Source organism: Planktotalea sp. (assembly GCF_965659345.1).
GTDB lineage: Bacteria > Pseudomonadota > Alphaproteobacteria > Rhodobacterales > Rhodobacteraceae > Planktotalea.
On sequence record NZ_CBFHVK010000001.1, the window covers coordinates 1 to 12,800 of the forward strand.

General features: G+C 51.6%; 15 protein-coding genes and 1 tRNA gene. 11 read left to right on the plus strand and 5 right to left on the minus strand.

Going from position 1 to position 12,800, the window contains the following annotated elements; translation table 11 throughout:
- The first annotated feature begins 523 nt into the window (after positions 1 to 523).
- Both ACTG3Z_RS00005 and ACTG3Z_RS00010 read left to right on the plus strand, forming a co-directional pair.
- Entirely contained in the window at positions 524 to 979 is a 456-nt protein-coding gene (locus ACTG3Z_RS00005) for an MmcB family DNA repair protein (protein WP_439140617.1), read from the plus strand.
- 17 nt (positions 980 to 996) lie between these two features.
- Complete coding sequence (locus ACTG3Z_RS00010; RefSeq protein ID WP_439140618.1) at positions 997 to 1,182, plus strand: hypothetical protein; 186 nt, start codon at positions 997 to 999, stop codon at positions 1,180 to 1,182.
- Positions 1,183 to 1,191: 9 nt separating this feature from the next.
- Here the strand turns inward: ACTG3Z_RS00010 and ACTG3Z_RS00015 are convergent, their stop codons facing one another.
- Positions 1,192 to 1,383: a DUF6324 family protein gene (locus ACTG3Z_RS00015; RefSeq protein WP_375266576.1), complete on the minus strand. Its 192-nt coding sequence runs from the start codon at positions 1,381 to 1,383 to the stop codon at positions 1,192 to 1,194.
- On the opposite strand from ACTG3Z_RS00015, the gene ACTG3Z_RS00020 reads away from it, so the two are divergent.
- From ACTG3Z_RS00020 to ACTG3Z_RS00030, 3 genes are all read left to right on the plus strand, one after another.
- Positions 1,382 to 1,948 (plus strand): GNAT family N-acetyltransferase, encoded by a 567-nt coding sequence (locus tag ACTG3Z_RS00020; RefSeq protein WP_439140619.1) that lies wholly within the window; start codon positions 1,382 to 1,384, stop codon positions 1,946 to 1,948. The two genes, ACTG3Z_RS00015 and ACTG3Z_RS00020, sit on opposite strands and share 2 nt — an antisense overlap.
- Before the next feature lie 54 nt (positions 1,949 to 2,002).
- Positions 2,003 to 2,079 (plus strand) — tRNA-His (locus ACTG3Z_RS00025).
- Positions 2,080 to 2,159: 80 nt separating this feature from the next.
- The gene (locus ACTG3Z_RS00030) at positions 2,160 to 3,188 is read left to right on the plus strand and encodes a LacI family DNA-binding transcriptional regulator (protein ID WP_439140620.1); all 1,029 of its coding nucleotides are present in this window, start codon (positions 2,160 to 2,162) and stop codon (positions 3,186 to 3,188) included.
- Here the strand turns inward: ACTG3Z_RS00030 and ACTG3Z_RS00035 are convergent.
- Together ACTG3Z_RS00035 and ACTG3Z_RS00040 are read right to left on the minus strand one after the other, a co-directional pair.
- The gene (locus ACTG3Z_RS00035) at positions 3,185 to 3,439 is read right to left on the minus strand and encodes a hypothetical protein (protein ID WP_439140621.1); all 255 of its coding nucleotides are present in this window, start codon (positions 3,437 to 3,439) and stop codon (positions 3,185 to 3,187) included. The genes ACTG3Z_RS00030 and ACTG3Z_RS00035 overlap by 4 nt on opposite strands.
- A 149-nt stretch (positions 3,440 to 3,588) precedes the next feature.
- Positions 3,589 to 3,891, minus strand: coding sequence for a DUF6476 family protein (locus tag ACTG3Z_RS00040; protein ID WP_439140622.1), 303 nt, complete (start codon positions 3,889 to 3,891; stop codon positions 3,589 to 3,591).
- On the opposite strand from ACTG3Z_RS00040, the gene ACTG3Z_RS00045 reads away from it, so the two are divergent.
- The 3 genes from ACTG3Z_RS00045 (at position 3,890) to ACTG3Z_RS00055 (ending at position 6,989) form a co-directional block, all read left to right on the plus strand.
- Positions 3,890 to 4,915, plus strand: coding sequence for an RluA family pseudouridine synthase (locus ACTG3Z_RS00045; protein WP_439140623.1), 1,026 nt, complete (start codon positions 3,890 to 3,892; stop codon positions 4,913 to 4,915). The genes ACTG3Z_RS00040 and ACTG3Z_RS00045 overlap by 2 nt on opposite strands.
- Positions 4,916 to 5,076: 161 nt before the next feature.
- Positions 5,077 to 5,973 (plus strand): RNA polymerase sigma factor RpoH, encoded by an 897-nt coding sequence (rpoH, locus tag ACTG3Z_RS00050; protein WP_439140624.1) that lies wholly within the window; start codon positions 5,077 to 5,079, stop codon positions 5,971 to 5,973.
- Between the two features lie 59 nt (positions 5,974 to 6,032).
- Positions 6,033 to 6,989, plus strand: a complete 957-nt coding sequence (locus ACTG3Z_RS00055; RefSeq protein WP_439140625.1) for a Gfo/Idh/MocA family protein — start codon at positions 6,033 to 6,035, stop codon at positions 6,987 to 6,989.
- Between the two features lie 56 nt (positions 6,990 to 7,045).
- Here the strand turns inward: ACTG3Z_RS00055 and phaZ are convergent, their stop codons facing one another.
- Positions 7,046 to 8,329, minus strand: a complete 1,284-nt coding sequence (gene phaZ / locus ACTG3Z_RS00060) for a polyhydroxyalkanoate depolymerase (protein ID WP_439140626.1) — start codon at positions 8,327 to 8,329, stop codon at positions 7,046 to 7,048.
- 130 nt (positions 8,330 to 8,459) lie between these two features.
- On the opposite strand from phaZ, the gene ACTG3Z_RS00065 reads away from it, so the two are divergent.
- From ACTG3Z_RS00065 to phaR, 3 genes are all read left to right on the plus strand, one after another.
- Positions 8,460 to 10,253, plus strand: coding sequence for a PHA/PHB synthase family protein (locus tag ACTG3Z_RS00065; protein ID WP_439140627.1), 1,794 nt, complete (start codon positions 8,460 to 8,462; stop codon positions 10,251 to 10,253).
- A 129-nt stretch (positions 10,254 to 10,382) separates the two neighbouring features.
- A complete protein-coding gene (locus tag ACTG3Z_RS00070; RefSeq protein WP_375266586.1) occupies positions 10,383 to 10,826 on the plus strand; it encodes a phasin, PhaP in 444 nt (147 codons plus the stop codon).
- 161 nt (positions 10,827 to 10,987) lie between these two features.
- Entirely contained in the window at positions 10,988 to 11,551 is a 564-nt protein-coding gene (phaR, locus tag ACTG3Z_RS00075) for a polyhydroxyalkanoate synthesis repressor PhaR (protein ID WP_439140628.1), read from the plus strand.
- 7 nt (positions 11,552 to 11,558) lie between these two features.
- On the opposite strand, the gene ACTG3Z_RS00080 is transcribed toward phaR, so the two are convergent.
- On the minus strand, positions 11,559 to 12,752 hold the full coding sequence (locus ACTG3Z_RS00080) for a DegT/DnrJ/EryC1/StrS family aminotransferase (protein WP_439140629.1): 1,194 nt from the start codon (positions 12,750 to 12,752) through the stop codon (positions 11,559 to 11,561).
- Between the last annotated feature and the right edge of the window lie 48 nt (positions 12,753 to 12,800).

The window sequence follows — 12,800 nt, forward strand, 5'->3', positions numbered from 1 at the left end:
CAAGTACCGTGGCTGTAGGCTAAATCCGTCTGGGGTAAGGGGGAGATCGGCCTCAGACCGATTTGTGCAACAAAGCCGTTGAGAGTATATTTTTCATTGCCATTCCAATTCGTTAATACGAAGTGCAAGCCTCAATATACAGACTGTGCACTCTTACGCAGGGATGGTGTCTTAATATTGGCGGAGCCGTCAATGTATCTAAAGCGATGCTCAAAAGTCGGTGACTGCGCAACAAAAAGCGCTTCGCGCATTTTAAGTTGGTTTAAAGTGGCGGAACCGCACGCAACCGTTCTGGTTTTGATTCCCGAGGACCTGTATGTACAGGTGGGCGCCAGGTAAGTGGACCAGGGTCCAAACAGAGCCAGCTCCCAAGGAAATGCTTAAGGCCACTGGAATGCTACCGTAAAACAAGAAGGGCAGAAACCGCCGCTGTTCTATTTAGGGGCTGCGGGGCTCTTCGGCAAGGGGCAGGGCGTTTACGCGGCGCTTGATTTTGTTCTTACTTTGTTCATATGTTGCCCCTATGAACAAGATTGTCAAAGAAACCGTTGATATGATGCCGGGCCAACTTCTTGCGCGGGGGGTATGTCGTCATATGGGAAGCATGGGCTTTGCCTGCCTTGAGGAATTCGTTCCCGCTAAAGGCTTGCGTGTGGATGTTTTGGCAATGGGCCCTAAGGGCGAGCTTTGGGTGATCGAGTGTAAATCCAGCAAGGCTGACTTTCAGTCAGATAAAAAGTGGGAAGGGTACTTAGAATGGTGTGATCGCTATTTCTGGGCTGTAGACAGCGACTTCCCACTCGACCTTTTGCCCGAAGGCACAGGATTATTGATTGGTGATGCTTATGATGCCGAAGTTATCCGAATGGCACCGGAAGCGAAACTTGCCGCGGCAAGGCGCAAAGTGATCATTCAAAAATTCGCTGCTATCGCGGCACGTCGCCTACAGTCGCTGCGCGATCCAATGGCGCGTGTTTGAAGATCGGAAACGCAAAAATGATGGTGAAATTTTACTACCCAGATGGCGATTGGTGCTACCGCGGCATGCAAACTGTTCATGCGATCTACCATGATCCTGAGGGCAAATTGATCGCGCGCGCAGAAAAGAGCGATATGAGTGGGTATTACGAGTTTGAGATCACCGAATTCGAACTCATTGGACCCGGTGAGCGACACCGCTAAGGACTGGTCTTACTTGCTGCCCATGTTGCGCGCACGCGACGCGGCGGCACGAATTTCTTCGGCGATTTCTTCGGCTTCTTCTGGATCAAAATCCATCGGAATTTCAATTCCGTCGCCTTCGATAAAGATACGCACCATCCCAGCATCTGTTGGGCCAATCTGCATGTTCGCTTCAATATCGCGTTCAGTGTTAATTCCCATGGGCTTATATCCTTTATCTTTGCTCTACTCGGCTACTGAAAAACCCCTTGCTCTGCAAGGTGATCTGTCTTTGAATTGTGCGATGAACGATGTCCAATTGAGCCCATACACCCGATCTGATCATGCGTGGTTGGTCGCGCAACATCAAAAGCTTTATCAACAAAGCGACGGGTTTGATGACAGCTTCGGGCCTTTGGTTGATCAGATCCTCACAGATTTTGAAAGCAATGCGGACCCCTCATCTGAAGCAGGTTGGATCGCACGGCAGGATAGCCAACGGCTTGGAAGCATCTTTTGTGTTAGAACTGATGAAGAAACTGCAAAGCTGCGTCTGTTTCTCACTGTTTCGGAGGCACGTGGCAGGGGGCTTGGCCGATTTCTTTTGAACCATTGTATGAGTTTCGCAAAACAAGCCGGATATAAAAAAATGACGCTTTGGACGCATGAAAGCCATTTGGCCGCTTGTGCGCTTTATGTGGCAACCGGTTGGTCTTGTGCTTCGTCTAAGCCTGTTTTGTCTTTCGGTGTTCCTTTGATTGAGCAACAATGGGAAATCACTCTGTAGACGTCGAAAAGGGTCTTGCAATCAAACTTTGCTAAAGCTACATCGCCTGTGTGTGCCGCCTTAGCTCAGTTGGTTAGAGCACTGGTTTGTGGAACCAGGGGTCCCCCGTTCAAGCCGGGGAGGCGGTACCATCACCCCCACACTTTTCACTTCTAGTGCCGCGAACTAAAGTGGTGTTGACCAAGATGGGCAATCAGAAGCAAAATATGTGATGGACAGCGCGCGATCAATTCCAACTCTTGACGATGTGGCGAAAGCCGCAGGCGTATCCACGGCCACAGTGTCGCGGTGTTTGAACACGCCAGACCGGGTTGTAGAACGCACGCGCAAGCGTGTGATGGCTGCGGTGGAGGAGTTGGGCTATACGCCTAATTTCGGTGCGCGTGTTATGGCCGCCAAACGCACATTTACCATTGGTGCGATCATCCCAACGATGGACAACGCTATATTCGCCCGAGGTTTACAGGCGTTTCAAGAAGAGTTGCACGCGCGCGGCTATACGCTTTTGGTGTCCAGTTCCGCATATCAGCCAAAGGTTGAAGAAGAGCAAATCCGTGCACTAATTGCGCGCGGGGCTGATGGGTTACTGCTCATCGGCTATGACAGGGACGCGTCTGTTTACGAGTATCTGGAACGTCAGCAAGTGCCCGCGTTGATCGCTTGGGCCTATTCCGATGCCAACCCGCGACCTGCAATTGGTTTTGACAATCGCGCCTCCATGCATGCGCTTGCGCACGCGGTGATTGCGAAAGGCCATCGAAAAATCGGCGTCATTTCAGGCGTGTGTCAAGGGAATGATCGCGCAACACGGCGACTAGAAGGCGTTAAAGACGCGTTGCGTGAAGCCGGACTTGACCCGGATGCGATGCCCATCATTGAAACCACCTATGATATTGAAAACGGGGGAAACGCGTTGGAACAACTGCTCGCGCTATCCTCGGATCTGAGCGTCATCATGTGTGGCAACGATGTCCTTGCGGTGGGCGCGTTGTTGCGCGCTAAACAGTTGGGCTTAAAAGTGCCCGACGACCTTTCCATCACTGGTTTTGACGACATTGAACTCGCACAGATTGTATCACCGTTGCTGACCACAGTTCATGTGCCACACCGTAAAATGGGCCGGCAAGCCGCGATCGAGCTCACCGCATTGGTTGAAAAAACCAGCTTAGGTAAGTCGTTGGAGCTGAAAAGCCATCTAAAGATCCGTGGATCTTTGAGTGCCCCCAAGCCCAACCTTTAAAAGCGGAGCGTATACATGCAGCCGGCACCTGTTGCCACGGCGTCTGCAGCATCCACCACGCCACCAAAACGACTGTCGTACAGCTCTTTGGCGATTCCCGCGCTAATCGCGGCGGCACATCCGCTTAGGGCGTTTTGCGTTTTTGATGCTGTGTATTTTGACGCGGCGGCGCCAGCGACAAAGTGCAAGGTTTTATCATTAGCGCAGCCGCTCAAAGCGAGAAAACTACACAGAAGTATCGAACGACTCACGTACGTCTCCAATCTTGAGAAGGATTTAAGAGGCAGTGAGAGGATGCGACTTCTGCCGCAGGCCATTAAGGATGTGTTAACCTACGCGCACGCACAGCACTTGGTCAATCATCAAGTAAACAAATGGTTAACGTGCCATTTTCCGGATTCTATTTGGATGTAATTTGCAGGCGTTGACGCAATTTCCCAGTCAGACGATCAAAGATCAAAATCTCATCGGTTTGCGTCACAATCCCATACCAGCTTTCGCCTAAGGTCACGGCTTTTGCCTCGACCCCCTCAGGCAAAACTACGTTTTCAGGCAACATCGCAGGTTTGTCATTCAAGCGGATGACAAGCAGCGCGATTATCAATACAACGCCGCCAATCATCACCGCCGTCAACACAGTCACCAGACGGCGCAGGAATCGCAATTGCGCGGGTTCTTCAATCTCTTGCTCAGGGGGCAGCATGGGCTCGTCCAAAATTACCTTCGCGGTTCAGGAAGATCCGCCGACGCGTCTTGATAAAGCGCTTTCGCGTGATGTGCCAGAGAGCGCATCGCTTTCACGCACGCGCATCGCGAAGTTGCTTGAAGCAGGGGCAATCACGATCAACGGCACCGTCCAAACCGATCCGAAAGGCAAGATTGCTGAAGGCGCGCAGGTCGAAATCACCGTCGAAGAGGCGGTGGATAGCCACATTGAACCTGAGGATATCGCCCTCGACATTATCTTTGAGGATGACGATCTGATCGTGGTGAACAAGCCCGCCGGAATGGTTGTTCACCCTGCACCTGGGACGCCCTCTGGCACACTTGTGAACGCGCTTTTGCACCATTTCGCGGGTAAGCTTTCTGGCGTTGGTGGCTCAAAACGCCCGGGTGTTGTTCATCGAATTGACAAAGAAACCAGTGGCTTGCTGGTCGTTGCCAAATCCGATGCAGCACATCATGGCCTTGCCGCTCAGTTCGCAGCGCACACCGCTGAACGCGCGTATCTCGCGGTAACACAAGGGGCGCCCGAAGCGTCCGATCCACGTATACGCGGTGTGCGCGGGGTGAGCTTTGAAACAGGGGGCGTGCTGAAGATTACAACTCAACTCGCACGCCACAAACATGACCGCCAACGCCAAGCGGTCCTTTTTGAGAATGGCCGACACGCCGTAACGCGCGCGCGCGCGATCGAGCGTTTTGGAAATCCGCACTGTCTTGCACTTGTGGAATGTCGTCTCGAAACAGGGCGCACACATCAAATTCGCGTTCATATGGCGCATGTTGGTCACGGCTTGCTGGGTGATCCAACATATGGCGGGCGTCGCAAATTGCCTGCAAAAGCGCTTAGTGAAGTCGGGTTGGAGGCAGCTAAGACCTTCAATCGTCAAGCCCTACACGCGGCTTTGCTCGGGTTTGAGCATCCAATAAGTGGTGAATTGTTGCGGTTTGAGGCGGAATTGCCTGAAGATATGGCCCAATTGTTACAAAATTTACGTTCTTAAGCCCCTGCACAGCACATGCGCGTGAGCGCGCGGACACATATCTGGAAAATGCGCGTCGATAGGCCCACTTTTAAATCAACACCGCGAACCTGCGGGGTCTTGAAACACGATGATAGCGTTATTAACTGAATGTTAACGCGATATACATAAAGGGCAGGGACATGGCCAATTACGCAAATCTACCCGCACCAACGCCTGAAGGTGGCTTAAACCGCTACATGCAGGAAATCCGGAAATTCCCATTGTTGGAGCCGGAAGAGGAATACATGCTCGCCAAACGCTGGGTCGAAAAGCAAGACACGGCAGCGGCCCATAAGATGGTGACATCTCACCTGCGTCTCGCGGCGAAGATTGCCATGGGCTACCGCGGATATGGCCTGCCACAGGCCGAAGTCGTGTCGGAGGCGAATGTCGGTTTGATGCAAGCGGTGAAACGCTTTGACCCTGAGAAGGGGTTTCGCCTGAGCACATATGCGATGTGGTGGATCCGCGCGGCTATTCAGGAATACATCCTGCGCAGCTGGTCCTTGGTCAAGCTTGGCACAACATCGGCGCAGAAAAAGCTATTCTTCAACCTGCGCAAAGCGAAAAACCGCATTGGTGCGTTGGAAGAGGGCGACATGCGTCCCGAAAACGTTGCACGGATCGCCCATGATTTGGGTGTGACGGAAACTGAAGTGATTTCAATGAATCGTCGTATGTCGGGTGGCGATGCGTCCTTGAATGCCCAAGTCGGCTCCGAGGGTAAAGGCACCATGCAATGGCAGGATTGGCTTGAGGATGAAGATGCCGATCAAGCGGGCGACTATGAAGCGCGCGATGAACTTGAAGCTCGTCGCGAGATGCTTGCAGATGCGATGGACGTGCTGAATGACCGTGAAAAGGATATTCTTGTGCAGCGCCGTTTGTCTGACAAGCCTGTGACACTGGAAGATTTGAGCGGTCAGTATGACGTCAGTCGTGAACGCATTCGCCAAATCGAAGTGCGCGCGTTTGAAAAGCTTCAGGACCGCATGCGTGCTTTGGCTGAAGAAAAAGGCATGCTTGTCGACGCCTGAGCTTTGAAAGTATCGATGTGAATGATAGCCTCCTCTCAAATTTGAGAGGGGGCTTTTTCATGGGCACGACACGTTGGGGAATTTTAGGCGCTGCGAAATTTGCACGCGAACATATGGGGCCCGCGATCGCGGCTGCGCAGGGTGGTGAACTTGTGGCGCTTGCGACAAGTGATGCGCTAAAAGCCGTTCCTTTTCAGAAGTTTGCACCAAACCTGAAAGTGCATACTGACTATGACGCTTTGCTCGCAGATCCCAACGTTGATGCGGTCTATATTCCGCTGCCTAACGATTTGCATCAACCTTGGGCGCTGAAGGCTCTTGCTGCTGGAAAGGCTGTGCTGGTTGAAAAGCCCATTGGGATGAACGTGGCTGAGATTGATGAATTGATCGCCGCGCGTGATGCATCCGGCCTGCTTGCTGCGGAAGCCTATATGATCGTGCATCATCCCCAATGGCAAAAAATGCGCGAGCTTGTGCAAAGTGGTGCGCTTGGTAGATTGCGCCGTGTGTCGAGCACATTTAGCTATGACAATCGCGCTGATGAAAGCAATATTCGTCATTCCGCTGCGCGTGGTGGCGGTGGTTTGCGCGATATCGGAGTGTATACTTTGGGCGGTGCGCGCTTTGTTACGGGGCAGGAACCAAAGCGGATCATTTCCAAGCAACTCACGCTTGAACACGGTGTTGATGTACATGCGCTTGTCACGGCTGAATTCGACGACTTTACCTATGATAGCACCACGTCGATGCGTATGACGCCCTACCAATGTGCGGAATTTCACGGCGAAGACGCGATTGCACGCTTGAGCGTACCTTATAACCCATTGGTTTATGGTGAGGCGCGTCTTGAAGTGCTCAAAAAAGACGGCTCTAGCGAGGTCTTTCGCTGGCCAAGCGCCAATCACTATGTGCTTCAAGTCGAAGCATTTCAACGCGCCATGCAGGGCGAGAGTTATGGCTGCCCTCTGGAATTCTCACGCGGCACGCAAGCCATGCTCGACGAGATTTTAGCATAAAAAAGGGCGGCTCTCATAATAGAGAGCCGCCTTCTTAAATCACGCGAAGTCGCAGCTTATTTCGCTGCGGCCTTCTTTTTCGGAGCTTTCTTGGCCTTGGGCTTATCTGCAACACTGTTGGCGTCAATGAACTCCAAAACCAGTGGACGGATGTTATCGCGCCAGCTGCGACCTGCGAATATACCGTAGTGACCAGCACCTGGCTCAACATGGCTCGCCTTTTTCGAATCAGGCAAACCTGTGCATAGATCAAGTGCTGCAATGCACTGACCAGGGGCGGAAATGTCGTCCTCGGCACCCTCAACTGTCTTCACTGCAACAGTCGTAATATTGCCGATATCGATCTTGTGACCGTCGACAACAAACTCGTTGCTGGCGATTTCACCGTTCTTGAAGATCCGCTCGACCGTGCTCAAATAGAACTCCGCGGGCATGTCCATGACGGCTAGATATTCATCGTAAAACTTGTTGTGTTTGTCATGCTCTGACGCTTCACCTTGCGCGGTGCGCATCACTTGATCGTTGAACGCTTTTGAGTGCTTTTCGCTGTTCATTGACATGAAAGATGTGAGCTGCAACAGACCCGGATATACGAGCCGACCCACGCCTTTGTGCTTGAAACCAACACGTTGGATTGCCGTTTCTTGCAACTGTCCCATCGTAATGCGATGGCCGAAATCGGTGACATCTGTGGCGTTCGCATTCGGGTCAATCGGTCCCCCAATAAGTGTCAAAGAGCGCGGCTGCGCTTTGGGATCCTGCTCCGCCAGATAAGCAGTGGCCGCAAGCGTTAGTGGTGCGGGTTGGCAGACCGCAATGACATGCGTATCAGGTCCAAGTTCACGCATAAAATCAACAAGATAGAGTGTATAATCTTCAACATCAAACTTACCAGCAGACACCGGAATGTCGCGCGCATTGTGCCAATCGGTGACATAGACTTCTGCGTCGCGGATCAGCGATTTGACAGTAGAACGTAGCAGCGTTGCGTAGTGGCCAGACATCGGAGCAACCAGCAGGATCTTGCGCTTCATAGTCTCGCGACCGGTGACTTCAAAATGGATCAAATCACCAAATGCACGCTCGACGATCGGCCTAACCTCAATCAAATGATCGCGCCCATCGTCGCACGTAAAAGTATCAAGGCCCCAGTCAGGTTTGACGACCATGCGTTCGAACGACCGCTCTGTCACTTCACCCCAAGCGCCAAGCCATTGCAGTGCGGGATTCGGAACCATCGAAAACATCGGATAGGCGGCCATGGATCGCGCAGTTGCTCCCAGCCACTGGTTGGTGTTCCGCATGGTTTCCATCATGTCGTAAGTCGCCATATACTTCATATTCTATCCTTGCCTGCAAAGGGCCAATTCTGGGGGCTGTCCAATTCGCCGCTTTGCCCTAAGGTCACTGCGGGGGTACACTTGCCACCATTATGCTGCACAGCAGCGAGAATAGGTTGGAAAAGTTAAGATGACAACAAATGAGACTCCCACAGGACCAAATTCACCTGAAATGGCAGCGAACTTAGAGAAAATCGAAGCGTTGTCAGAGCGGCTCATCAAAGCGGTTTCATCAAAATCAAAATCGAATCCCGCGCTCAGTGGTCCGAATCAAGAGCTATTTTCCGACGCGATGACCGCCTACATGAAAGAGGTCATGGATAACCCTGCCAAGGTGTTTGAGCATCAGGCCGCATACTGGGGTAAGTCGGTTAAACATTATGTCGAAGCGCAACAGACTCTTGCGAAGGGCAAATTCGAAGCGCCCAGCGATGCATTTGAGGGCGATCGCCGCTTTGCCAATCCTTTGTGGAATACGCATCCCTATTTCAACTTTGTGAAACAGCAATATCTGATCAATGCAGAAGCGATTGCCCAAGCGGTTGAGGATACCAAAGATCTCGATCCAAAAGAAAAGCAGCGCCTGACCTATTTCGCACAGCAGATCGTCGATATGATGGCGCCAACAAATTTTCTAGGTACCAACCCGGATGCATTGGAAAAGGCGGTCGCTACAGAAGGGCGTAGCCTTTTGGATGGGCTGGAAAACCTCGTGAGCGATCTTGAGGCGAATGATGGCGAGCTGATCGTCAAGCTTGCTGATGAAAAGGCCTTCCAACTTGGCGAAAATATCGCAACGACGCCGGGCAAAGTGATTTACCGGAACAAGATGATGGAACTCATTCAATACGCTCCGGTCACAGAGACGGTGCATGAAACGCCAATCATTATGTTCCCGCCGTGGATCAATAAATTCTATATTCTCGACCTCAAGAAGCAAAATAGCCTGATCAAATGGATTACAGAGCAGGGATATACCTTGTTCGTAATCTCTTGGATAAACCCCGATGACAGTTACGCAGAGGTCGGTCTAGAGGACTACATTGAGGACGGTTATCTCACGGCGCTGCGTGAGGTGAAGGCAATTACAGGTCAAAAACAGGTGAATTGCATTGGGTATTGCATCGCCGGAACCACCCTGAGCCTTACGCTATCGCTGTTGAAAAAACGCGGTGACAAGAGCATCAAGTCGGCAACGCTCTTTACCGCGCTGACAGATTTCTCCGATCAAGGTGAGTTCACGCCGTTCCTGCAAAACGATTTCATCGATGGCATCGAAGAAGAGGTGAATGAAAAGGGCTACCTGCGATCACATATTATGGGCCGAACGTTCAGCTTTTTGCGCTCTAATGACCTTGTCTACACACCTGCGATCAAAAGCTACATGATGGGTGAGGCACCGCCCGCCTTTGACCTTCTCTATTGGAACGGCGATGGCGCGAACTTGCCAGGTAAGATGGCCGTGCAGTATTTGCGCGGCTTGTGCCAATCCAACGATTTTGCTGAAGATGGCTACACATTGATGGGTGAAACGCTCAGTCTCAAAGATGTGGATGTGCCGATCTGCGCTATCGCTTGTGAGACAGACCACATCGCCGCTTGGAAAAGCTGTTATCGTGGTGTGCAACAAATGGGCAGTCGTTCAAAAACGTTCATTGTTACTCAGTCAGGTCATATTGCGGGCATCGTTAATCCGCCGAGCCGTAACAAATATGGTCACTACACCAATGAAGATATGAAACTTGCACCAAATGAATGGTTTGAACAGGCAGAGTTTAGCGAAGGATCTTGGTGGCCACGTTGGGAATCATGGTTAAAGCAGCGCTCTGGCAAGCAAATTGCTGCGCTGCAGCCAGGTGATTCTGATCATCCAGCACTGTGCGATGCGCCTGGAACCTACGTGAAACTTAGCGCAAGACGCTGATTTCCCTCGCGGAAAGTCACTTTTGCTGCAGTGCAGAATAATACTTGCAATGCTGCAGCGCAGCACGTATATGTTTCTTAGTCGAACACAGCAGGATCGTCCCGCGAGATAGGCAAAAGGATTTATATCATGGCTAAGACACAAGATTTCTCCGCAATCATGAAAGACATGATGGGCGCATTCCCAGTAGACACAAAAGCAATGGACGACGCGTTCAAAACAACTGCGACGCTTAACGAGAAGCTCTCCGCAGTTTCCGTAGACGCAGCTGAAAAGTCTGCAGAGCTCTCCACAGCTTGGGCAAAAGACACATTGGCGAAATTCGCTGACTTCGCAAAAGTTAAGGCAGAGCCAGCAGACTACGCAAAAGCGATGACAGACATGGCGTCCGCATCCGCTGAGTCCGCAGCAGAGCACGTTGCTTCTTTTGCAGAGATCGCGAAAAAAGTTCAGCTCGAAACAGTTGAATTGATGATGGCAGCAGGCAAGAACGTTTCCGAGGAAACAACAGCGGCTGTTAAAAAAGCGACAACAGAAGCAACTGCTGCTGTTAAGAAAGCTGCTGCAAAGTAAGCTTGGCTTTAAAAGTTAAGAACATTTGGATACGTGTCCTCCCACACTGATGCCGAATGACGGGGCTGATCGAAAGATCGGCCCTTTTCTTTTTCTGTTCCCTTTCGCGCTGCACTCGCATAGGCTTTGCTGCACTGCTGCATTTTGGGAGGGAGCCTAAAGTGACCGACGCCAAGACCCCATTGTTGATCAAACGCTACGCGAGCCGCAGGCTCTATAATACAGAGACCAGCGACTACGTTACGCTTGAAGACATCTCTGGTTTCATCAGTGATGGGCGTGATGTGAAGATCGTTGATCTAAAGTCTGGTGACGATCTTACGCGTCAATATCTTCTGCAGATTGTTGCAGAGCGTGAGAGCAAAGGTGAAAGCGTTTTGCCAGTTGCCGTTTTGACCGACCTTGTGCGCAGCTACACCAGCCAAGCCAGCAGCGTCGTGCCGCAATTCTTGGCGATGTCTTTTGATATGCTTCGCGACAGCCAAAGCAAAGTCGTAGACAATATGGCCAAAGCCAACCCGATCGCCCAAATGCCCGGAATGGACGCATTTCGCGCCCAGCAAGAAGCGTTTTTTAAGGCGATGACAGGTGGACAGTGGACACCACCAGGAGCCGCTCAGCCAGACGAGCCAGTGGTCGAAGCAACTGAATCTAAAGAAGATTTAGATGCGATCAAAACACAGCTTGCCGATCTACAGGACAAGCTTTCCAAACTGGGCAAATAGCGCGGACCTAAGCCTGAGCAGCAATAGGCTCTTCGACAAGCGCGCTGTCTGCTGCGGCCAGTAAAATGTCTGAGATTTGATCAAGTTCGCTCATGCTGAGACGCGCAGGCAATCGCACATCGCAAGCTTTCATCAACATTGCGCGTGTTTTAGGTAGCTCTGGAGTGTCGTCTAGAAACTGCCAATTCCAAAACGCGCGTGCGTTGTCTGACGAGCGGCCAAAGATCTGAACCTTCACGCCATCGCGCGCACTTGCCTCTGAGAATGCTACGATTTGTTGATCACTCAGATCAACGAGATTGAATTGCAAAGAATCCGGCGCGCGTTTTTCTGGGCCAAGCTTCTCGGGTACATCAAAAGCAAAATGAGTGTTTAGACGGCCTGCTACGTAGTCGTGGTTGCGGCGTCCATCGACAACACGGCGCTCGATTTCTGCCAATTGTGGACGTACGACTGCGGCAGCGAGATTGCTCATACGCAAGTTATAAAGCGGCAGCTTGTTTTGCCATTTAGCGAAAGGCTCTTTCAGAATAGCGTGCTTGTTCCAGTTATGCTCGTACGCGCCAGACATGATCACCGCGCGTGCGACAAGGTCGGGGTCATCGGTAACTAAAATACCGCCTTCACCACCGTTGAGAAGCTTGTAGGATTGGAACGAAAAGCAGCCAATCTTACCAAATGTACCGATGTTCTTACCGTGCCACGTGGTGCCAAGCGAATGCGCGGCGTCCTCGATTACAGGAATTTTCTTCGTATCACAGAGCTCAAGAATGGCATCCATATCAGACGTATGACCGCGCATATGGCTGATGATCACCGCGCTGATGCTCGCGTCTAGTTTGCGCTCAAAATCCGAAAGATCGATACGATAATTCTCACCGACTTCGCACAACACAGGCACGCAATCTGCATGCACGACGGAGGAGGGCACAGCGGCAAATGTAAACGCTGGGATCAAGACCTTTGCATCGCGCGGAAGGTCAAGCGCCTTGAGTGAAAGGAACAAGGCAGCGGAGCAGCTCGACACCGCAAGTGCATATGTGCTGCCTAAGAACTCTGCGAATTCAGTTTCAAGCAAAGTGACCGGAGCATCCTGAGCGGCGGTATATCGAAACAAATCACCGGTCTTGAGCAAACGCTCGATCTCTGCGCGAGCGGCATCTGGAATTGGTTCAGCATCATAGACATTGGGGGCCGTCATAGGGTCGTGCTCCTTTTGTTGCACGCTCTATACCCCTTAGATGTAACG

Excerpts from the sequence above, each read along its gene's own strand:
- ACTG3Z_RS00005 (WP_439140617.1), top strand. The coding sequence starts at position 524 with ATGAACAAGATTGTCAAAGAAACCGTTGATATGATGCCGGGCCAACTT.
- ACTG3Z_RS00010 (WP_439140618.1), top strand. The coding sequence starts at position 997 with ATGATGGTGAAATTTTACTACCCAGATGGCGATTGGTGCTACCGCGGC.
- ACTG3Z_RS00020 (WP_439140619.1), top strand. The coding sequence starts at position 1,382 with ATGGGCTTATATCCTTTATCTTTGCTCTACTCGGCTACTGAAAAACCC.
- ACTG3Z_RS00015 (WP_375266576.1), bottom strand. The coding sequence starts at position 1,383 with ATGGGAATTAACACTGAACGCGATATTGAAGCGAACATGCAGATTGGC.
- ACTG3Z_RS00030 (WP_439140620.1), top strand. The coding sequence starts at position 2,160 with ATGGACAGCGCGCGATCAATTCCAACTCTTGACGATGTGGCGAAAGCC.
- ACTG3Z_RS00045 (WP_439140623.1), top strand. The coding sequence starts at position 3,890 with ATGGGCTCGTCCAAAATTACCTTCGCGGTTCAGGAAGATCCGCCGACG.
- ACTG3Z_RS00040 (WP_439140622.1), bottom strand. The coding sequence starts at position 3,891 with ATGCTGCCCCCTGAGCAAGAGATTGAAGAACCCGCGCAATTGCGATTC.
- rpoH (WP_439140624.1), top strand. The coding sequence starts at position 5,077 with ATGGCCAATTACGCAAATCTACCCGCACCAACGCCTGAAGGTGGCTTA.
- ACTG3Z_RS00055 (WP_439140625.1), top strand. The coding sequence starts at position 6,033 with ATGGGCACGACACGTTGGGGAATTTTAGGCGCTGCGAAATTTGCACGC.
- phaZ (WP_439140626.1), bottom strand. The coding sequence starts at position 8,329 with ATGAAGTATATGGCGACTTACGACATGATGGAAACCATGCGGAACACC.
- ACTG3Z_RS00065 (WP_439140627.1), top strand. The coding sequence starts at position 8,460 with ATGACAACAAATGAGACTCCCACAGGACCAAATTCACCTGAAATGGCA.
- ACTG3Z_RS00070 (WP_375266586.1), top strand. The coding sequence starts at position 10,383 with ATGGCTAAGACACAAGATTTCTCCGCAATCATGAAAGACATGATGGGC.
- ACTG3Z_RS00080 (WP_439140629.1), bottom strand. The coding sequence starts at position 12,752 with ATGACGGCCCCCAATGTCTATGATGCTGAACCAATTCCAGATGCCGCT.